The sequence below is a fragment of the Accumulibacter sp. genome, from assembly GCF_029255125.1.
Taxonomy (GTDB): Bacteria; Pseudomonadota; Gammaproteobacteria; order Burkholderiales; family Rhodocyclaceae; genus Accumulibacter.
Map to the genome: position 1 here is coordinate 87,615 of NZ_JAPUVR010000085.1, position 19,946 is coordinate 107,560.

The window sequence follows — 19,946 nt, forward strand, 5'->3', positions numbered from 1 at the left end:
GATTCTCGACCGAAGTCGCTTCAATCACGATAGCGTGGCGGACGCTGCTCGTGCTTCGCGCGCATCGTTTCCTCGACGTCGGCTGACTGCAACATGGCGGCATTCCAGGTTGCCACGTAGTTCAGGCCGTCAGCAATCGAGTGGTCACGTCCATAGTTGAGCATCTCCTTGGTCCCGCGAATCGCCAGCGGCGACTTGCCGGCAATCGTCAGGGCGATCATGCGGACGCCGGAAAGCAATGCGTCCGTGCTCGGGTAAACGCGATTCACCAGGCCGCTGCGCCGGGCTTCCCGGGCGCCCACCGCGCGGCCGGTGTACGCCAGTTCGCGCGCCAGCCCGTCGGAAATGAGTCTGGGCAGCCGCTGCAGTGTGCCGACATCGGCGGTCATCCCGACATCAATCTCACGTACCGAGAAGCTGGCGTCGGCCGCCGCATAGCGCATATCGCAGCAGGTCACGAGATCGATTGCGCCACCAATGCAGGCCCCCTGAATCGCCGCCAGGACCGGCTTGCGACAGCGCTCGATGGCCGACAGGCAATCCTGCAGGTCGAGGATCAGTCGGCGCAATGCCTCGCGACCGCGTGCCGCGTCCTCGTGCGCAACGAGCTCACCAACGCTGCTCAACAGGGCCAGATCGATACCGCCACAAAAGTTCCTTCCGGCACCGCTCAGGATAGCGACACGCACACGCGGCGTTGCGTCTGCCCAGGCAAACGCGCTGCGCAACTCCTGCCACATGGGCGCGTTCATCGCGTTCGAGCGTTCGGGCCGATTGAGGCAAACCTCGGCCACGCCATCCTGCAGGCTGAGCGCAATCGTCGTCAGTTCAGGAAGATCGGCGGACATCTGTTCTCCTTGACATCGTCGAGTTCAGGCTTTGCTGAGCAAGCGCATTCCCCGCTCCAGTCCGTCCAGCGTCAGCGGGAACATTCGCCCGCCGAGCAGATTGTGGATCAACGAGGTCGATTGCCGGTACTGCCAGGAATGCTCAGGCTCCGGGTTGAGCCAGATCGCGTGTGGCCAGGCGTCGGTCAGCCGACGTAACCACAAGGCGCCCGGTTCTGCGTTGTTGAACTCCAGGCTGCCATTCGGCTGGACGAGCTCGTACGGGCTCATCGCTGCGTCGCCGACCAGAATCAGCTTGTAGTCGTTGCCGTAGGTGTGCATCACCTCGACCGTCGACGTACGTTCGCTGTGCCGCCGGCGATTGTCGCGCCACAGATAATCATAGACGCAGTTATGGAAGTAGTAGTGCTCGAGGTGCTTGAACTCACTGCGACAGGCGGAGAAGAGTTCCTCACAGACGCGCACGTAATCGTCCATGGAGCCACCGATATCGAGCAGGAGCAAGACCTTGACTGCATTATGCCGTTCCGGCCGCAATCTGAGGTCGAGCCAGCCCGCGTTGCGCGCAGTTCCAGCGATGGTCGCTTCCAGGTCGAGTTCTTCCGCCGCACCTTCGCGCGCAAAGCGCCGCAAGCGGCGCAAGGCAAGCTTGATGTTGCGCGTACCGAGTTCGACGCTGTCGTCAAGGTTGCGATACTCGCGCTTCTCCCAGACCTTCACCGCCGAGCGATTTTCGCTCCGTCCGCCAAGACGAATTCCTTCCGGATGGGTTCCACCGTGCCCGAAGGGCGACGTACCGCCGGTACCGATCCACTTGCTGCCACCGGCATGGCGCCCGCGCTGCTCGGCCAAGCGTTGGCGGAAGGTCTCCATCAGCTTGTCCCAACCCAGTTTCTCGAGCTTGGCCCTTTCGGCGTCGGTCAGATGCTTCTTCGCCGCCTGGCGCAGCCAGTCCTCCGGAATCAGGGCATCCATCCCGGGGAGTGCTTCGACACCTTTGAAGTACTCACCAAACGCGCGATCGAATTTGTCGAAGTTGGTTTCGTCCTTGACCAACAGCGCCCGCGCCAGGATGTAAAAATCGTCGATGCTCGGACCGATGACGTGTTCCTGCAGCGCGCGCAGCAGGGCCAGGAACTCGTTGATCGACACCGGCAGGCGACTGCTCTTGAGATGCAGGAAAAAGTCGATCAGCATTGCCGGCTCCAGCCGCGTGCCATCCCCGGAAACCGCCTGCCAGGTCCTCGTCTGTGCACTGCCGCTGGCCTGCGCACGCCCGCCCGGTTCAGCGGTTATGTCGCGCCATGAAAATCAGGCGCTCAAACAGATGGACGTCCTGTTCGTTCTTCAGCAGCGCACCGTGCAGGGGCGGAATCGCCGCCTTCTGATCCTTGCTGCGCAAGACCTCGGGCGGAATGTCTTCGGCCAGCAACAGTTTGAGCCAGTCGAGAAGCTCGGAAGTTGACGGCTTCTTCTTCAGACCGGGAATCTCACGCAGTTCGAAAAACACTTCGAGTGCCTCACGCAGCAGCGCCGGCTTCAGGCCGGGAAAATGCACCTCGACGATGCGTGCCATCGTTTCCCTGTCCGGAAACTTGATGTAGTGGAAGAAGCAGCGGCGCAGGAAGGCGTCCGGCAGTTCCTTTTCGTTGTTCGAGGTGATGAAAACGACCGGCCGGTGGCGCGCACGCACGTTCTGACGTGTCTCGTAAACGAAGAACTCCATGCGATCGAGTTCGCGCAGCAGATCGTTGGGGAATTCGATGTCGGCCTTGTCGATTTCGTCGATCAGCACGACTGCCGGCGTTTCGCACTCGAAGGCCTGCCACAGCACACCTTTGAGGATATAACTGGCGATGTCGGCCACCTTCGCGTCGCCAAGCTGCGAGTCACGCAGGCGCGAAACCGCGTCATATTCGTACAGTCCCTGTTGCGCCTTGGTCGTCGACTTGATATGCCACTGAAAAAGCGGCAGGCCGAGAGCGGCAGCGACTTCCTCGGCGAGCATCGTCTTGCCGGTTCCCGGTTCACCTTTGATCAACAGCGGTCGCTGCAAGGTGATTGCCGCGTTGACCGCGAGCGTCAGATCGCGCGTCGTCACGTAAGTTTCTGTTCCACTGAAACGCATGCTCTCGCTCCTTGGCCAAGTGCTTCATTCTACCGTCAGAACTCGCGCTTGGTGAAAGCCGTTTGGCGAGCGCGCGGGGATCGCCCGACAAGCCGCCGTACGACACGCGCTGGTCAGCGCCACAGCCCGGCATCCCGGCGCGCCGCCGATTTTTCCACAGACTGGCCAGACCACTAAAGTCGGGTCTCGGATCTGCCGTCATTGGTCAATGCACCTCGGTTTCCCTCACCTTCAACCTCTAACGCCTCAGGAGATTGGTCATGCGCCCGACTCTATCCATCGCTGCCCTCGCCCTCATCGCCGCGTCGTTCTCTGCCCCGGTCGCCCAAGCGGAAACTCTGGAAATGGTCGGCGGGACGACGCCGCAAAAGGAAGTCATCGAACCGAAAGCAGCGGAGTTGAAGGCCGCCACCGGAGTGGACATCAAGTTCTCCGGAGTAGGCACCGGTCGCGGCCTCCTCGCCCTGATTGACGGCAAGGTGCCGGTCGCTGCCGTTGGCGACACGCTGGCCGATTCCGTTGGCGCGGCGCAGAAGGCAGCGAAAGCGGAGGGACGCGAAATCAAGGTACCCGCCAATCTCGTGTTCACTGAAATCGGTTCGGACGAGCTCGTCGTCATCGTCCACAAGAGCAACCCTGTCGCCTCGCTCAGCAAGGCGCAACTCAAGGGAATTGCAACCGGCAAGATCGCCAACTGGAGCGAGGTTGGTGGCCCCGATCTGCCGATCAAGGTGGTGGTTACCGAGCCGTCGCTGGCCCCGGGTCAGTTCTTCAAGAAGGCGATGATGGATGGCGCTGAGTATGTGCAAGGCGCCACCGAAGTGCGCTCGCCGAAGGAAGTGATCACCTGGGTGTCGCGCAACCCGGGCGGCTTTGGCGCCGCTGCGGACGTCTTCATGCAAGCTTCGCCCGGCGACAGCAAGGTCGTCAAGGCGCCGCTGATGCTTCGCCCGATGGGTCTGGTCACCATCGGACAACCGACCGGCGTTGCGAAGAAGGTCGTGGACTTCTACCGGAAGAAATAGGCGCGCGGTCAAAACCGATCAGAGGCCCACCATGCTTGGAAAGATCAACATCCGTTCCCGACTTGCACTGCTCGTCGCCATCGTATTGGCCATTTCCGGGCTGACCGGCTTTATCGGTCTACGTGGCATTTCCGGAACGACACAGGGGCTGCAGACGGTCTATGAGAGCAACACGCTCACGCTGATCAATCTCGCCGAGACACTCGACGGGCTCTATCAGCGACACCATCAGGTCGTCGTTGGCATGAACGCCGAAAGTTCCAGCGCGGCCGAAGCGCCGTTCAAGGAAGCTGAGAAGGCCAGCGAACAGGTTGAGAGGGCCTGGAAACTGGTCCTGGCGGCGGCAGGAGCCGAAGAAAAAGCGCTATCCGATGAGTTCCTGGCGGCCTGGACCAGGTACCTGGCTGACAGCAAGACAACCATTGAGCTGGCACGGAAAGGCGACTATGAGGCGGCGATGACGATGCTCAAAGGCGACAGCGCACGCTCCTTTTCCGCGACGCGACAGTCCTTGTCGAAGCTGATGAAGCTTGAGCAGGCGCAAGCGAGTCAGGAATTCGAACAGCACGCTGCGGCCGGCCGCACGACGACCATTATCGTCGTCAGCCTGTTGTCTGCCGGGCTGGTGCTGAGCACGGTCGCCGCCTGGTTCATCATCGGCTCGATCACCCGGCCACTGCGCCAAATGCAGATGCTTATCGGCGAGATCGAGCAGCAATCCGATTTTACGCGGCGCGTTCCGGTCGATGGCGCAGACGAAGTCGGCTCAACCGCCGCCTCGTTCAACGCCCTCATGCAGACGATGCAGAGCGCACTGCACGTCATTCTCGACAACGTTGGCGAGTTGTCCAGTGCCTCGCATGCACTGACCCAATCTTCGCAGCAGTTTGCCGGGATCTCGGCGAGACAGGCCGAGGCCGCCGGAGCGATCGCCGTGGCGGTTGAGGAAGTGATCTCGAGCATCAGCCGAATCTCCGAACAAGGACGCGAGGCGAACGAGATCTCGCGCCAGTCGGGCCAGATCTCCAGCCAGGGCGGGCAGATCATTCACGATGCTGCGGTGACGATGAGCAAGATGGCCCAGACTGTGCGTAGTGCCGCCGATACCATTACCGAGCTAGGGAAACACTCGGATCGCATTTCAAGCGTTGTGCAAGTGATCAGGGAGGTTGCCGAGCAGACCAACCTCCTGGCGCTCAACGCCGCGATCGAGGCCGCACGCGCAGGTGAGCAGGGGCGCGGCTTCGCCGTGGTCGCGGATGAGGTGCGCAAGTTGGCTGAACGGACGACCAAGGCTACCGAAGAGATCACGCAAATGATCAGCGCCATCCAGGGCAGCGCCCGTCTCGCCGTCGGAGCGATGAACGAGACCGTCATCAGCGTCGACACCAGTGTCGGTCTAGCCCAACAGGCGGGTAGCGCGATCAACGAGATCAAGGGCGGTGCTGACCGCGTGATCGGCGTAGTGACCGAGATTTCCTCTGCCCTGGCCCGGCAAACCGAAGCCAGCCACGGTATCGGCACACACGTCGAGACGATGGTCAACACCTGCGAAGAGAATAGTCGGGCGGCCGAGCAAACCGCAAGATCAGCCAGATCGCTGGAAGATCTCGCCAGCACAATGCGTACGGCAGCCGGACAGTTCAGGATCTGAGCACGTGCGAATCATCCGCCGGGGGGGTGCCTGCGCGATCCCTTACGCAGCGCCCCGGTCAGCGCTTTCTTCCGCGTTCGCGGGTATGCGCCGCCCCTTTTCCCGGAGAAAAATTTTCTGCTGCAGCCCTAAACTTTTTCTCTGGGCCGCCGATTCATGAAGTGAAGGCGATGTTTTCCGGCATGGTTTCTGAACAAAGTTGTCGACAACGGGTTTAGCCCCAACCGGCAACGACAGCGACCTGCCTGTTGCCCGAAGTCGTCTCGCAAGGTGTAGTCCCTGGTTAGTGAATCCTCCCCTTGTCCCGGCAGTGGTCTGATCAACCCGCCGGGATTTTTTTTCGGCCGATCCCGGCGACCTTGCGTCCTTGCGTCCTTGCGTCCTTGCGTCCAAACGTGCTTACACGCAGTCAGGCACCATTCGCTGGCAGCCGACTTGTAAAAGCACGTTCACAGTTCTTAAGCGCCACCGCCACACTTCCTATGATATCCGATGCCTGCTGGCGGCGGGTCGGTCGGCAGCAAGCGCCACGCGCGTGCCGCCGCAGCGGATCGCGCTGGTCGACAGCGATTGAACCAAGGCTGAAGTGATCCTGTTTCTTGACCGACCGAGTTGCGCACACGAGGCATGCCGGGGACAACGCGTGATACTGCGTGCAGGTTCTTCTCGGCGGCGTCGGTCCGCAAACACCAGGGACGCCGGTGCCTTCCCCTGGTCGACTCCGGTATTTGCTAAGAAGGGCCTCGATGATGGTTGTTGTCCGCTGGGCGCTGCGCTTGGTCAACTGTCTCGAATCTTTGGTCCGCTGGTGGAATCGGCGGCTCAATGGGCTCGTTTTTCGGCCGCTGCGGCGCTTGGCCGAGCGCTTGCAACGCCACCACCCGCCACGGTGCATTCGCCGATACTCGCCGCAGGGAGGCCGGCCATGCACATTGTCGCAAGCCTGGCGGAGAAAGCTCGGCCTGTTTCAACGTCGGCACCCCCTGCGCGGCGCTGACGACCGTCGCCACCGGTCGGGTTGAGCGCACCGACTGCCCTACTGGCGTGACGCAACAAACCGCCTGTGCGCAGACAGGCAAGGAGAAACCGATGACCGACAAGGACGAGTTGCTGCAGTTGAGCCAGGCTGCGAAAGCTCCGTCACCGGACCTGGGCGACCGCCGGGCTGGCGCTGATCGGCGCCGGGAAACCGACCGGCGCAGCGGCAACGAGCGCCGTAGTGGGCCTGACCGCAGGAAGTTCAAAGGACTCGGTGCCTCCTTGTCCGACCTGGAACAACGCATTGCGGCGGCACTCAGCCACGAGGGAGAACAGGGCAATGCACATGGCTCAGGTTGGGACAAGTTGATCGTCCCCTTCGGCTGATCGTCTACTCGAGGGGCAAGCAACCACCCGGCAACGCCCGCCAAGTCGGCACCGATTGTTCAAACCGCGAACTGGTTCACCGCCTTTTCCATCCGGTCGACGATCGCACTCAGCTTCTGCACCAGAAGACCACTTTGCGAGACGACCGAGACGTTCTGTTCGGTCATCATCGCCACCTGTTCGACGTTCCGCGCCAACTGATTCATCGCCGCCTGCTGTTCGGACGAAGCGTGCGAGATCTCGTCGACGCGCCGCATCGTATCGACCATCTCGTCCTGAATCCGCTGCAGGATCGCCTGCGCCGAGTGAACCAGGTTGACGCCTTCGCCCACCTGCGAGGCGCCCGCGCGCATGCTGTCGACCGCAAGCTGTGTTTCGTTCTGAATGATCGTAATCATGCTGCTGATCTCCTGCGTCGCCTTGCCGGTACGTTCGGCCAACTTGCGCACCTCGTCGGCAACCACCGCGAATCCGCGGCCCTGCTCACCGGCGCGAGCGGCTTCAATCGCCGCGTTCAGGGCAAGCAGGTTGGTCTGATCGGCAATCTCCTTGATCACCGCAGCAATCTGGCTGATCTGAGCAGAACGCTGACCGAGCGTTTCGACCTGCCCGGCTGACACCTTCACGGTTTCCGAAAGAGAAGTGATCGCCGCGCAAGCCTCTTCCGAACGCGCTGCGCCCTCGTGCGACACCTCACTCGTCTGGTGCGCCACGTCGCGCGTCGAACGTGCATGTTCAGCGACCTCGCCGATCGACGCTGTCACCTCTTCGACCGCCGCCGCAGCGGCCGTCGTCGCCTCGCTCTGCTTGCGCGCAGCCCCGTGTACCTGATCGACACTCTGGCTTACTTCGCTCGTCGCCGCGCGCACGTGCGCGGCCAGGTCGGCCATTCCCTGAACCGTCGCCTGAACCGAACAGACAAACTTGTCGGTCTGATGAATAACCGACCCAAGCAGGTCCATGCGTGTCGATTCACATCGCTGCCTGAGATTGCCGGTGGTCAGGATACGGTCAAGCCAGGCGGCGAACTCAGCCAGGTTGTGGTGCAACCGAGGCTGGTAGTAGAACAGGAAGAACAGCCCGTACAAAGCCAGGAGTCCGGCCAGGATATCGGCCACCAGCGCTCGTTCCCCCGGCTGACTGGCAAAGAAGTAGAGCGCCGTTGCGGCAAGTTCGGCCAGGGCAATGGCGGTCAGTTGCACGCGCAACGAGAAAAGACCGGCGAGCCGTCGCGCACGCCGCGTGACTACCCGACCATGTTCGACGCCGAGCGCGCTGCCTCCCTCGCGCATTCGCCGATACGCAGCGTCCGCCTGGGCAATTTCTTCCCGGCTCGGGCGACTGCGAACCGATTGGTAGCCAACCACCCTGCCGTGCTCGCGTACCGGTGCGACGTTGGCGACGACCCAATAGTAGCCGCCATCCTTGCGTCGGTTCTTGACGATTCCGCGCCACGGACTGCCCGCCTTGAGGTCGCGCCAGAGGTCGGCGAAAGCATCCTCCGGCATGTCGGGATGGCGCACTATATTGTGTGGCTGACCGATCATCTCGTCCGGCCGAAAGCCGCTTACCCTGGCGAAGGCCTCGTTCGCCTCGACAATCACGCCTTTGAGGTCGGTGCGGGAATAGATGAATTCGTTGTCGGGGAGAATCGTCTCGAGGTCAGTCACCGGCAGGTTCTTACGCATGGATTTGTTCCGGGTTTCACAGAATTGGACAGAAATAATCATAGCCAAATAAAGGCGCGGATGCGACAGTGAAACAGTCTATTTGACATTAAATCTTGCCCGGCCGAGGTGCTGCCTGGCCGCAGCCAAAGCATTCGCCGGCCGAGGCCGCGAACTGTACTTGCCGGCACCTGAGATCCGGCGTCCCTTTCATTTCCTCCCCAATCCAGCGCACAATAGCGCTTTTTCCTGAGCCCCCACCGCATGCGCAACGGACCTTCGCCGAATGTCACATAGCCGTGCCGTCGCGCTGATGGTGCTCGTCACCTTCCTCTGGAGCATCGCTGGCGTCGTCACCCGGCATCTGGACGGCACCGGGAGTTTTGAAGTGACCTTCTGGCGCAGTGCTTTCAATGCCGCCGCCCTGGCGATCGGCCTGCGTCTCCTGCGCGGACCAGGGCTGTGGCAGAGCGTCCGGCATTCGCCCTGGCCAGTCTGGTTCTCGGGATTTTGCTGGGCGGTCATGTTTACCGCGTTCATGCTCGCCCTCACCTTGACCACCGTGGCCAACGTCCTGGTCACGATGGCCGTCGGTCCGCTGCTCACCGCGCTCTTCGCGCGCGCCTTTCTCGGCCACCGCCTGGCACTGCGCACCTGGGTCGCCATCGCGGTCGGCGGTCTGGGCATAGGCTGGATGTTTGGCCAAGAAGCGAGCAGCGCGATGTCCTGGACCGGAACCATCGTCGCACTGGCTGTCCCGCTGGCGGGCGCGCTGAACTTCACGATGCTTCAGTTCGTTGCCCAGCGTGGCGCGAGGACCGGCGACAGCGCGCCACAAGACATGCTGCCCGCGGTCCTGATCGGCGCAGTTCTGTCATCGGTCGGTACTTTGCCGCTCGCCTTGCCGTCGTCGGCATCGTCACACGATCTGCTGCTGCTGGCGATCCTTGGTGTCTTCCAGCTCGCCATTCCGTGCCTGCTGGTCGTTCGTCTGTCGAGGGTTCTGGCGGCCGCCGAGATCTCGCTGCTCAATCTGCTTGAAGTCGTTTTCGGCGTCACTTGGGCGTGGATCGGAGCTGGCGAGCGGCCATCGGCGAGCACGCTGATCGGCGGTGCACTCGTCCTTGGCGCCTTGCTGGCAAACGAAGTCCTGGCCATCGTCTCGGCCAAGAGAGCCAGGCCAGCAGCAAGCACATCGTCTGCCGTAATGCCGGCGTCCAGTCCTCCGCGAGCAGGCCACGCGATGCCCGCGCGACCCGCTGCGGTCAAGGATTAGCGTAGATCAAGGCAGCTCCCGGCGACCAACCCGAGAATGCACCGAGCCTACCGACGAGCCGCACCATGACACTGCGCACTGTGTTGTTGTTTTGCCTCAGCCTGCTGCTTTCCAGCTGCAGCGACGCACCCGCCTTCAAGTCCACCGATATCACCGGTGTCGACTGGGGGAAGGACTTTGCGCTCACCGACCATCTCGGTCAGGCACGCCGGCTCAGTGATTTCAAAGGCAAGGTCGTCGTTCTCTTTTTTGGCTATACACAGTGTCCTGATGTTTGCCCGACAACGCTGAGCGCCTTGCGCGAGGTACTACTGCAACTCGGCAAGGAGGCCGACCAGGTGCAGGTCGTCTTCGCCACGCTTGATCCGGCACGTGATACGCCGGCACTGCTCGCCGAATACGTCAGCGCCTTCCATCCGGGTTTCATCGGCCTGTACGGTAACGACACGACAACCGCAGCCACCGCCAGGGACTTCAAGGTGTTCTACGCCAAACATCCGGGCACGCTACCGGGCAGCTACAGCATCGACCACTCGACCGGCAGTTACGCCTTCGACCGGCAGGGCCGCTTGCGCCTGCTGATCCGCCACGGTGAAACGATCGACAACGTCGTTGCCGACCTCAAACTGCTGCTTGCCGGCAAGTAAACACTCACCCCGGAGTCATCTCCATGCAAATTCGCCCTCTACACTTGCTCCTGCTCGCCTTGCTCTCCTTGTTTTCGTGGCCGGCGCGGGCTGCGCCGGGAAGCGAAGCGATCAATCTCGACATCGGCACACCGCCGGTGATCGTCGTCAAGCACAGCCTCGCACAGCGCACGTCCAGGCTCGTCCGCTTCTACGACGCCGGCGTGATCGGCCTTGGCCACGATGGAATGATCAAACTGCGCGATGCCAGTCGCCTCAATCTGGCGCAACGGCAAATCGCTGAAAAGCTGATCGACAACGAAAACCCCGATCGCAACTCGCTGATCTATGCGCTCGCCGAAGCGCACGGCGGGCAGTCCACCGAGCCGGCAGCGCGCCAAGCGCAAATCCGCCGCTGGCACGAGCAGTTCCGCTCGGGCTGGTGGGTTGAGGACGCGCAGGGCAACTGGTCGCGCAAGCCGTAAGCGCGCCGCCAAACTGCGACGGCGTGTCGCACGAGCGTAGTAGAGTTTGCGTCTATCATGCGCATTTCGTCGAACATGAAGGAGCAGGGCTTGAAAACAAGATCAATCCGACTGGCCACAGCCATCCTGGTCGGCCTCGCGGCCAGCGCAGCCCAAGCGGCGAGCGTGGAAGTCAAGGACGCCTGGGTTCGCGGAACTGTGCCTGGTCAGCAGGCGACCGGAGCGTTCATGCGCATTACCAGCCAGACCGATACGGCGATTGTCGGTGCCAGCAGCCCGGTGGCGGCAGTGACCGAAATTCATGAAATGAGGATGGATGGCGGCGTCATGAAAATGCGCGCCCTCACGCGGTTGCCGCTGGCTGCCGGAAAAACGCTTGAACTCGGGCCAAGTGGCTATCATGTAATGCTCATCAAGCTCCGCCAGCCCCTGCGCAAAGGCGACTCGATTCCCCTCACGCTGCATCTCGAACGCCCGGGAAACACCACGGAAAGCCTTGAAATCAAGGCCGAAGTGCGCGACTTGGCGGCGGGCACGGCGGGCGAACACAAGTCTCACTAAGAAGTCTCACCAGCAAGCGCTGCTGGCGATGCGCACGCGCGCCGGCAGGCAGCGCCCTCGCAGCACCCCAGTCGTTCTCGGGTCAGGCGGCGTACCCGGCTGCTCGGTCGACCCGGAGTTCGTGATTGACCCAGAGCAAGAGTCCGAAGACCACCATCGCCCAACCCTGATGCGCAGCGCCGAGCGCCACCGGAACACTGAGCAACAGGGTCGCGATACCGAGCCCGATCTGCACAGCAACAGCGAGCAAGAGAAGCGCCGCGGCCACGCCCGCCGCCCGGGAAACCGAAGCTGACCTGAGCTTCCAGCAAAACCACGGGACGAGGAACGCCAGCAGCCATGCGCCCAGCCGGTGATTGAACTGGACCAGCGCCATGTTGTTGAAGAAGTTGAGGTACCACGGGTCGAGCAGGAAACTCTCCGGAGGCATGAAGTGCCCCTGCATCAGGGGGAAGGTGTTATACGCCTTGCCGGCGCGGATTCCGGCCACGAAGCCCCCGGTAACGACCATGAAGGCAACCAGGATCGTCAGCCAGAAGCCGAAACGCTGCAATCCCCGCAGCGTTGCGCTGGGCGCCTGGTCAGCCCGCCGGGCAAAGAGGCCGAGCGCCAGCCAGAACATCGCGAAGAAAAGCAGGAACGCCAACGACAGGTGCGCGGTCAGGCGGTAGTGGCTGACTCGCGGGTCGTCTACGAGGCCGCTTTGCACCATGTACCAGCCCATCGCTCCCTGCAGCCCGCCGAGAACGAAAATCCCGGCCAGCTTCGGAACCAACCCGGGTTCGATCCTGCGACGCAACCAAAAGAAGAGAAACGGAAGCAGGAAGACAAGGCCGATCAAGCGGCCGAGGACGCGGTGCCAGTACTCCCAGTAGAAGATTCCCTTGAATTCCTCCAAGGTCATCTGGTGATTCACTTTCTCGAACTCCGGCGTTCTCCTGTACTTGTCGAACGTCTCCTCCCACTGCGCCTGATCGAGCGGCGGTATCACTCCGACGATTGGCTGCCACTCGACGATCGACAGACCGGAATGGGTCAACCGGGTGACGCCGCCGACGACCAGAATGGCCAGGATCATGGCGCTGCAGACCATCAACCAGATGGCAATCGGGCGCCTCGCTGCTCTATCCATTGTCAATGTCACGCTCAAAGGGGGAGGTGGGGAAACGTTACGAGACGCGATTATATGCCTTCCGGCTGATCCGCCGCACGCTCCCCAGCCTGCGGCAAGCGGTCGCGGGGAGCAGCCGGAAAGGCTGCTGGCGCCTGGGTTTGCGTGCGCTGACACTCTTCCCCGATTCTTGACCTGAATCAAATCAATCGGCTCCCGGCAGCGGGTATCCTTCGGTCGATTGTGCCCGCAGTGGCCAATAAATTCGACTTGATCGACCGGCAAATTCATCAGGCGCGTGCAGCGCGCTACTCAGCGACGGAGGACCTACCCATGGCAGACCACAACGATGACGACATACCGTTCATGCAGAGACTTCTGGACAACCATTTCCTGCTGCTCTTCCTTGGCGTGGCGTCACCGGGGCTGCTCTACATCCTGTGGGGCATCATCGACATCATGAACACCCCTCTCGCCAGGTAAGCGTCCAGACAACTTCAGGGAGAAGCAAAAATGAGTGCAATTCTGCCGCCGTCCGAACGGCTCTGGTGGAAACAACCGATCGACAAGGTCGAATGGGCGTGGATCGCGATCGCCTTCGTCTGGGGCATGGTGATGTTCGTGATGATGATTTACTGGCACATCTACGGCAAACAGAACCTGTCCAACGAGGCGTACAAGACGACCCCCGAGATGTTCGCCGCGAAAGCCGAGAAATTCATCGCTGAAAACACGATACGCACCGAGACCGAGCAGCAGATCCCGGTCGTCAAGGTGCCGGCGAACGGCGAAGGCTATCTGATCGCCCGCCTCTGGGCATGGTATCCGATTCTCGAACTGGAAAAGGGCAAGACCTACAAAATCCATCTGTCATCGATGGATTACAACCATGGTTTCTCGTTGCAGCCGGTCAACATCAACATCCAGGTCATCCCCGGTTATGAACATGTCGTCAAGATGACGCCGACCAAGGAAGGTACGTACGCCATCGTCTGCAACGAATACTGCGGCATTGGCCACCATTCGATGCTTGGCCGTATCTACGTCAAATAAGGGGGAGAAGAACTAGATGGCAACCACCTACCGTACGTGTCCCGTCTCCGGACTTCAGTTCGAGGACCAGGCCGAGAAGCTGATGCGCTGGAACGCCGTCGCTGGCGTCCTCTGGCTGCTGGTCGGCGGGATTACTGCCCTGCTCGTGATTCTCACGCGCTGGCCAGCGATCAAGCTGCTGCCGGCGGATCAGTTCTATCTGATTCTGACTGCGCATGGGATCGATATGTTGATCCTGTGGATTCTTTTCTTCGAGATGGCCGTCCTCTACTTTGCCTCGTCGACACTGCTCAGGTGCCGCCTGGCAGCGCCCAAGGTGGCCTGGCTCGCCTTCTGGTTGATGGCGATTGGTGGCATCGTGACCAACATCGCAGTCTTCCAGGGTGAATCAAGTGTCATGTTCACCTCCTACGTCCCGATGCAGGCAGCGTGGCACTTCTACCTGGGGATCATTCTCGTCGCCGTCGGAGCGCTGCTCGGCGTCGCCGTCTTCTTCGGCACGCTGGTCGTCGCCAAGCGCGAAAAGACCTACCAGGGCTCGCTGCCGCTGGTCACCTTCGGCGCCTTGACCGCAGCGATCATTGCCACCTTCACCATCCTCGCCGGCGCCGGCATCCTGCTGCCCACGCTGCTCTGGTCGCTCGGCATCCTGAAGGAAATCGACGCCCAGTTGTACCGTATGGTCTGGTGGGGCCTGGGCCACTCGTCGCAGCAGATCAACGTCTCCGCGCACGTCGCCGTCTGGTACCTGATCGCTGCCGTCGTCTTTGGCGCCAAGCCGCTTTCGGAGAAGGTGTCGCGTTTCGCCTTCCTGCTCTACATCCTCTTCCTGCAGCTCGCCAGCGCGCACCATCTGCTCTCCGACCCGGGCATGAGCGCCGAATGGAAGGTGCTCAACACATCGTACTTCATGTATTTTGCCGTCATGGCGTCGATGATCCACGGCTTCACCGTACCCGGTGCGATCGAGGCAGCGCAGCGCCGCAAGGGCTACACAAACGGTCTGTTCGAATGGCTGCGCAAGGCGCCGTGGGGCAATCCGGTGTTTTCGGGCATGTTCATCTCGCTCGTAAGCTTCGGCTTCCTGGGTGGGATTTCCGGTGTCGTCCTCGGCACCGAGCAGATCAACATGCTGATGCATAACACCTTCTACGTTCCCGGCCACTTCCACACGACGGTCGTCACCGGTACGACGCTGGCGTTCATGGCGGTCACCTATCTTCTCGTTCCGGTGCTCTTCCGGCGCGAAATGATCCTGCCCAAACTTTGCCAGATCCAGCCCTACCTGTTCGGCATCAGCATGTCGGTGCTCGGCCTGGTGATGATGGGTGCCGGAACGCTCGGCGTCTCCCGCCGGCATTGGGACATGGCTTTCTCGGGTGCTCCGTTCCAGTACGAATGGCCGGGCGCGGCTTATCTGATGATGGGTCTGACCGGCATCTTCGGCGTCATAGCCGTGATCGGCGGTGGCTTGTGGATCCTGCTCGTCGTCGGTTCGCTGCTCTTCGGCAAGAAGCTCGACGGCGGCAAGGTGTCCGATCGCCCGACGCCTATTCCAGTGAATACGCAGGCAGCCTCGGCCGCCGCGCACGGGAGCGAGCATGTCGCGGTTCCCGGCACCGTCGTCCTCGCGCTGCTGTTGTTCGTTTCCTTCGTCCTGTATTATTTCGTGAACTGGAAGTACCTCTCGGAAGTCTGGCTGCTTAGCTGACCAGACAAGGTTCCTGCGCTGCGGCGCAGGGACCTGTCGCCATCCGGGCGCACGCCGACCGGATGGCGACAGGTCGGAAAACAGGCATCAATCCTGCTCACTTGATCGCTTTGCCCGTACAGCCCATGCCCTCCATCCCCACGTCGACCGGCACATCCGGCTTCCCCCTACGTGCAATCCTCGGCGTTTTCAAACTGCGCATCGGCGTCGTCATCACGCTGACCGCGCTTACCGGTCTGGCGGTCAGCCCCGGCCCCGGACTGGGCCCGCTGCAGTTGCTTGTCCTGACCCTTTCGGTCCTCGTTTCCTCAGCCAGCGCAGGCGCTTTCAACCAGTACTACGAATACGCCAGCGACCGCCTGATGTCGCGCACCAGCAAACGCCCGTTTGCCACCGGCGAGATTCAGCACGGCCCAGTCTGGTTGCTGATCATCGTCGCCTTGCTGATCCTGTCGGTCGCCGCCGCGTGGCTGGCGCTGAACGCTTGGTCGGCACTCTTCGTGTTTCTCGGCGCTTTTTTTTATGCCGTTGTGTACACCGTTTGGTTGAAGCGACGCACGTGGATGAACATCGTCCTTGGCGGGCTTGCTGGAAGTTGGGCCGTACTTGCCGGAGCCAGCGCCAGCGACCCACAGCTCGGCGCTGTCCCGCTGTCTTTGGCGCTCGTCCTCTTTCTCTGGACCCCACCGCATTTCTGGAGCTTGGCCATCGCCTTCCGTGCCGACTATGCGAACGCCGGTGTGCCGATGCTGCCCGTCGTCGTTGGCGACGAGAAAGCGGCCCAGGCCATCTTCCTCGGCACCTTGTGTCTGGTTGCCGCGTCGATGCTGCCCCTCGCCTTCGGCCTGGGCGTGATCTATCTGATCGGTGCCGCGCTCGGCGGCCTGGTCTTCATTCAGAAAGCCTGGCAACTGACGCGCAGGCCTGACCGGCAGAGCGCGATGAGCTGTTTCCATGCGTCCTTGCTGCAACTGACGCTTGTGCTGCTCGCCGCCATCGCCGACGCGCAACTTGCCTTCTAGGCCGAGGCGATCCATCAAAATGTTCCCCAGCTACGCCCGGGCGCTCGCTGTCTCACTCGCCGTCCTGAGCGCGATGCCCGCAGCAGCGGGCGAGGCCCCCCCGGAAAAGGTGAAGCTGACCGCACGCCCGCAAGGCGCCACCGGCGGCTTGGCCCTGACCACGCTCGACGAGAAAGCGGCTTTCGCCCTCTCGCAAGCGGCGATTGGTCAGTCGGTTGGCAACTTTACGCTGCTTGATCGGCAGGAACGGCCAGTCGCACTGACGCGCTACCGGGGCAAACCCTTGTTGGTCAACTTCATCTATACGGCGTGTTTTCAGGTCTGCCCGACGACCACACGCAACCTGCAGAAAGCAATCCAGAACACGGTCAGCGTCGTTGGCGCCGACCGCTTCAACGTGATCAGCATCGGTTTCAACCAACCGTTCGACTCGCCTGGCGCGTTACGTGATTTCGCCCGGCAATACGGCATCCATCTGCCGAACTGGGAGTTTCTCAGTCCATCATCGGCCATTGTCGGCGACCTGACGCGTAATTTCGGCTTCAGCTTCGTTGCCACTGCGGCTGGTTTCGACCACCTCAATCAGGTCACCATGGTCGACGCGCAGGGAACGATCGTACGCCAGGTCTATGGCGAGAAGTTCGGCGCCGAAGACCTGATCGAACCGCTCAAGCGCCTGATCGCCGGGGCACCGCTTCCGCAGGAGAGCAACGCCCTGGACGAAATCATTGAACGCGTCCGGATCATTTGCTCGATCTACGATCCGGTCACCGGTCGCTATCGGACCAACTACGCGCTGTATCTTCAGGCGGCCGGCTTCGTTTCCTTTGTCATCTTTCTGCTCTACCTGTCTGTCCACTTCTGGAAGAACCGGCGGCGCAGCGAGCCGTGAGCCGCCAAGGCCGACCTGAAGTTCGTCGCCGACGAAGTCTTCGCCGGCGCCCCGCTCAGTCGCTCGCCGTGACCGCCCAGGTGACGGGCTAGCGCTGGCGGTCCTGTTCGATCAGGTGCGGCCACGCCATGCGCATGTAGTAGCCCATCGACCAAAGTGTGAGAACGGCGGCGACGTAGATCAACCAGGTACCAAGACGGAAGACATCCAGCCCGGCAAGCGGCTGGTAATACAGGAGAAGCGGAATGGCGACCATCTGGGCCGTCGTCTTGATCTTGCCGACCATCGATACGGCAACACTGCGATGCGCGCCAATCCGCGCCATCCATTCGCGCAAGGCCGAAATCGTGATTTCGCGGCCGATGATGATGACCGCGAGAACGGCGTCGAGTCGACCCAGCCAGACGAGCACGATGAGCGCCGCAGCGACCATCAGCTTGTCGGCCACCGGATCGAGAAATGCACCAAAAGCGGATGTCTGCTGCCACCGGCGCGCCAGATAGCCGTCAAGCCAATCGGTCGCCGCGGCGACGACGAAGATCAGCGTCGCCGCCAGGTCGCGACCGAATCCGCGCACCCAGGCCTCGGGCACGTAATACAGGGCAATCATCAGCGGAATCAGGATGATCCGCAGCCAGGTCAGGAGAATCGGTATGTTCAGCGGCATCAGTGCAGCGCGGCGTAGATCTTCTCGGCCAGTTGCCGGCTGATTCCGGGAACAGCGGCCAATTGGTCGACCCCGGCGGCACAAACGCCCGGCAAACCACCGAAGCGCGATATCAGGGCTTTCCGCCTTCCCGGGCCTATCCCGGCAATCTCGTCGAGGCGAGAACTGCGAGCCGTCCGGCTGCGCGTCGCGCGATGTCCGGAGACGGCAAAACGATGCGCTTCATCGCGAATCTCCTGGATCAGGTGCAAAGCCGGATTCTCCGGTGGCAAGCTCAACGGTGGTCGGCCGTCAGTGAAAACAAGCGTCTCCAGGCCTGGTTTTCGCGCCTCACCTTTGGCCACGCCAAGCACGAACAGGTGCGACAGGCCGAGCTCGGCAAGCGCATTTGCCGCTGCCGCAACCTGGCCGGCGCCACCGTCGATGATCACCAACACCGGCTCGACGGCTTCTCCCGCGGCGACCCTCTCATAGCGTCGATGAACAACCTGCCGCATGGCTGCGTAATCGTCGCCCGGCGAGATATCACGGATATTGAAGCGGCGGTACTCCGAGCGGCGCATTTCACCCTCCCGGTACACGACGCACGCGGCGACGGTTGCCGTCCCTTGCGTGTGACTGATGTCGAAACAATCGATTCGCGCGTCTTTACGGTCGACCAGATCGATCTGCAAGACTTCCGCCAGCGCCTGCAGGCGCGCCACCTGCCGACCAGAGACGCTGCGCCGAGCCGCGATTGCCAGACGGGCATTCTGTTCGGCCATCGCCACCCAGACGCGCTGCTCGGTAAGCCTTGCTTCGAGCACTCGCGTTGTGCGCGTTGCCATCGCATTCAGCCAGTCGTTCACCTCGTGATCGGGCAACGGCAGGTTGACCAGTATGCGCGCGGGAACCGGATGCACCGAATAATGCTGGTAAAGAAAGGCAAGCAAGGCTTCGCACGGCAGAGAGTCGGCCGAATTGGCGGGAAACTGTGGTCGATCGCCGAGGTGCCGCCCACCGCGTATCATCGCCAGGTTGACGCAGAGCACACCGCCCTCCTCGACCGCGACGATAACATCGATCTCCGCACCGCGTGCCGTTTCGACGTATTGCCTGTCCTGCACCTGACGCAAGGACTGAATCTGGTCGCGGTAGATCGCCGCCTGCTCGAAGGCCAGCCCGGCAGCCGCTTGATCCATCGCTGCGCTGAGCCCGCGAATCACCTCCTGCTGCCGCCCCTGAAGGAACATCGCGGCCATCTGCACATCCAGCGCGTAAGCCGCCTGCTCGATCTCTCCGACGCACGGTCCTGAGCAACGTTTGATCTGGTAGAGCAGACAAGGCCGGGAGCGGTTGTTGAAAACGCCATTCTCACAGGTGCGCAGGCGAAACATCCTTTGCAGAAGCTTGATGCTTTCGCGTACCGCCACCGCCGAGGGAAAAGGCCCGAAATAGTCTGCCCGGCGGTCGGTCACCCCGCGAAAAAACCCCAGGCGCGCAAAGCGGTCATGCGTAAGCATGATGTAGGGATAAGATTTGTCATCCCGGAACAGGATATTATAGCGCGGCGACAAGCTCTTGATCAGATTGTTCTCAAGCAGCAGCGCCTCGGCTTCCGATCGCGTCACGGTAGTCTCGACAGACGCCACCTGGCTGACCATCAGCGCGATGCGCGGACTCGATTGCGTCGCGCGGAAATACGAGGCGAGCCGCTTGCGCAGGTTCTTTGCTTTCCCGACGTAGAGCACCCGGCCCAGCGAGTCGAGCATGCGGTAGACGCCGGGAAGCTCGCTCATCCCTGCCAGCAAGGACTTCGTGTCCAACGATTCGCTCATCCGGATACGCCGCTTCGCCGCTGGCGCCTCTGCTGTCT

General features: G+C 61.8%; 19 protein-coding genes. 12 read left to right on the forward strand and 7 right to left on the reverse strand.

Features of this window, described 5'->3' with window-relative positions:
• Window positions 1–20 precede the first annotated feature (20 nt).
• The 3 genes from Q1L59_RS06010 to Q1L59_RS06020 all read right to left on the reverse strand — a co-directional run bounded on the left by Q1L59_RS06010 (window position 21) and on the right by Q1L59_RS06020 (window position 2,976).
• On the reverse strand, window positions 21–848 hold the full coding sequence (locus Q1L59_RS06010) for a crotonase/enoyl-CoA hydratase family protein (RefSeq protein WP_300329447.1): 828 nt from the start codon (window positions 846–848) through the stop codon (window positions 21–23).
• Window positions 849–872: 24 nt separating this feature from the next.
• Window positions 873–2,045, reverse strand: coding sequence for a VWA domain-containing protein (locus Q1L59_RS06015; RefSeq protein ID WP_300329449.1), 1,173 nt, complete (start codon window positions 2,043–2,045; stop codon window positions 873–875).
• Window positions 2,046–2,133: 88 nt separating this feature from the next.
• Window positions 2,134–2,976, reverse strand: coding sequence for a MoxR family ATPase (locus Q1L59_RS06020; protein ID WP_300329452.1), 843 nt, complete (start codon window positions 2,974–2,976; stop codon window positions 2,134–2,136).
• Window positions 2,977–3,236: 260 nt separating this feature from the next.
• Between Q1L59_RS06020 and Q1L59_RS06025 the strand changes: the two genes are divergently transcribed.
• The 3 genes from Q1L59_RS06025 (at window position 3,237) to Q1L59_RS06035 (ending at window position 7,020) form a co-directional block, all read left to right on the forward strand.
• Entirely contained in the window at window positions 3,237–4,001 is a 765-nt protein-coding gene (locus tag Q1L59_RS06025) for a substrate-binding domain-containing protein (RefSeq protein ID WP_300329455.1), read from the forward strand.
• Between the two features lie 31 nt (window positions 4,002–4,032).
• On the forward strand, window positions 4,033–5,655 hold the full coding sequence (locus Q1L59_RS06030; RefSeq protein ID WP_300329459.1) for a methyl-accepting chemotaxis protein: 1,623 nt from the start codon (window positions 4,033–4,035) through the stop codon (window positions 5,653–5,655).
• A gap of 1,089 nt (window positions 5,656–6,744) precedes the next feature.
• Window positions 6,745–7,020: a hypothetical protein gene (locus Q1L59_RS06035; protein ID WP_300329462.1), complete on the forward strand. Its 276-nt coding sequence runs from the start codon at window positions 6,745–6,747 to the stop codon at window positions 7,018–7,020.
• 59 nt (window positions 7,021–7,079) lie between these two features.
• Here the strand turns inward: Q1L59_RS06035 and Q1L59_RS06040 are convergent, their stop codons facing one another.
• Window positions 7,080–8,708: a PAS domain-containing methyl-accepting chemotaxis protein gene (locus Q1L59_RS06040; RefSeq protein ID WP_300329465.1), complete on the reverse strand. Its 1,629-nt coding sequence runs from the start codon at window positions 8,706–8,708 to the stop codon at window positions 7,080–7,082.
• Between the two features lie 265 nt (window positions 8,709–8,973).
• Between Q1L59_RS06040 and Q1L59_RS06045 the strand changes: the two genes are divergently transcribed.
• From Q1L59_RS06045 to Q1L59_RS06060, 4 genes are all read left to right on the forward strand, one after another.
• Window positions 8,974–9,963: a DMT family transporter gene (locus tag Q1L59_RS06045; protein ID WP_300329468.1), complete on the forward strand. Its 990-nt coding sequence runs from the start codon at window positions 8,974–8,976 to the stop codon at window positions 9,961–9,963.
• A gap of 65 nt (window positions 9,964–10,028) precedes the next feature.
• Window positions 10,029–10,610: an SCO family protein gene (locus Q1L59_RS06050; protein ID WP_300329471.1), complete on the forward strand. Its 582-nt coding sequence runs from the start codon at window positions 10,029–10,031 to the stop codon at window positions 10,608–10,610.
• Window positions 10,611–10,633: 23 nt separating this feature from the next.
• The gene (locus Q1L59_RS06055) at window positions 10,634–11,074 is read left to right on the forward strand and encodes a DUF1318 domain-containing protein (protein WP_300329474.1); all 441 of its coding nucleotides are present in this window, start codon (window positions 10,634–10,636) and stop codon (window positions 11,072–11,074) included.
• A gap of 75 nt (window positions 11,075–11,149) precedes the next feature.
• Window positions 11,150–11,635, forward strand: coding sequence for a copper chaperone PCu(A)C (locus tag Q1L59_RS06060; RefSeq protein ID WP_300329477.1), 486 nt, complete (start codon window positions 11,150–11,152; stop codon window positions 11,633–11,635).
• An 82-nt stretch (window positions 11,636–11,717) separates the two neighbouring features.
• Here Q1L59_RS06060 and Q1L59_RS06065 read toward each other — a convergent pair whose 3' ends face one another.
• Window positions 11,718–12,767: a COX15/CtaA family protein gene (locus Q1L59_RS06065; protein WP_300329480.1), complete on the reverse strand. Its 1,050-nt coding sequence runs from the start codon at window positions 12,765–12,767 to the stop codon at window positions 11,718–11,720.
• 312 nt (window positions 12,768–13,079) lie between these two features.
• Here Q1L59_RS06065 and Q1L59_RS06070 point away from each other — a divergent pair, with 312 nt between their 5' ends.
• From Q1L59_RS06070 to Q1L59_RS06090, 5 genes are all read left to right on the forward strand, one after another.
• On the forward strand, window positions 13,080–13,229 hold the full coding sequence (locus Q1L59_RS06070; protein WP_300329483.1) for a hypothetical protein: 150 nt from the start codon (window positions 13,080–13,082) through the stop codon (window positions 13,227–13,229).
• 30 nt (window positions 13,230–13,259) lie between these two features.
• Window positions 13,260–13,799, forward strand: a complete 540-nt coding sequence (locus Q1L59_RS06075; RefSeq protein WP_300329486.1) for a cytochrome C oxidase subunit II — start codon at window positions 13,260–13,262, stop codon at window positions 13,797–13,799.
• Window positions 13,800–13,815: 16 nt separating this feature from the next.
• On the forward strand, window positions 13,816–15,510 hold the full coding sequence (locus tag Q1L59_RS06080; protein ID WP_300329489.1) for a cbb3-type cytochrome c oxidase subunit I: 1,695 nt from the start codon (window positions 13,816–13,818) through the stop codon (window positions 15,508–15,510).
• A 125-nt stretch (window positions 15,511–15,635) separates the two neighbouring features.
• On the forward strand, window positions 15,636–16,532 hold the full coding sequence (gene cyoE, locus Q1L59_RS06085) for a heme o synthase (RefSeq protein WP_300329492.1): 897 nt from the start codon (window positions 15,636–15,638) through the stop codon (window positions 16,530–16,532).
• Window positions 16,533–16,551: 19 nt separating this feature from the next.
• A complete protein-coding gene (locus tag Q1L59_RS06090; protein WP_300329493.1) occupies window positions 16,552–17,424 on the forward strand; it encodes an SCO family protein in 873 nt (290 codons plus the stop codon).
• Between the two features lie 88 nt (window positions 17,425–17,512).
• Here Q1L59_RS06090 and pgsA read toward each other — a convergent pair whose 3' ends face one another.
• The gene (pgsA, locus tag Q1L59_RS06095) at window positions 17,513–18,091 is read right to left on the reverse strand and encodes a CDP-diacylglycerol--glycerol-3-phosphate 3-phosphatidyltransferase (RefSeq protein WP_300329496.1); all 579 of its coding nucleotides are present in this window, start codon (window positions 18,089–18,091) and stop codon (window positions 17,513–17,515) included.
• Entirely contained in the window at window positions 18,091–19,908 is a 1,818-nt protein-coding gene (gene uvrC, locus Q1L59_RS06100; protein ID WP_300329498.1) for an excinuclease ABC subunit UvrC, read from the reverse strand. Before uvrC ends, pgsA begins: the two co-directional genes overlap by 1 nt.
• Window positions 19,909–19,946: the final 38 nt, after the last annotated feature.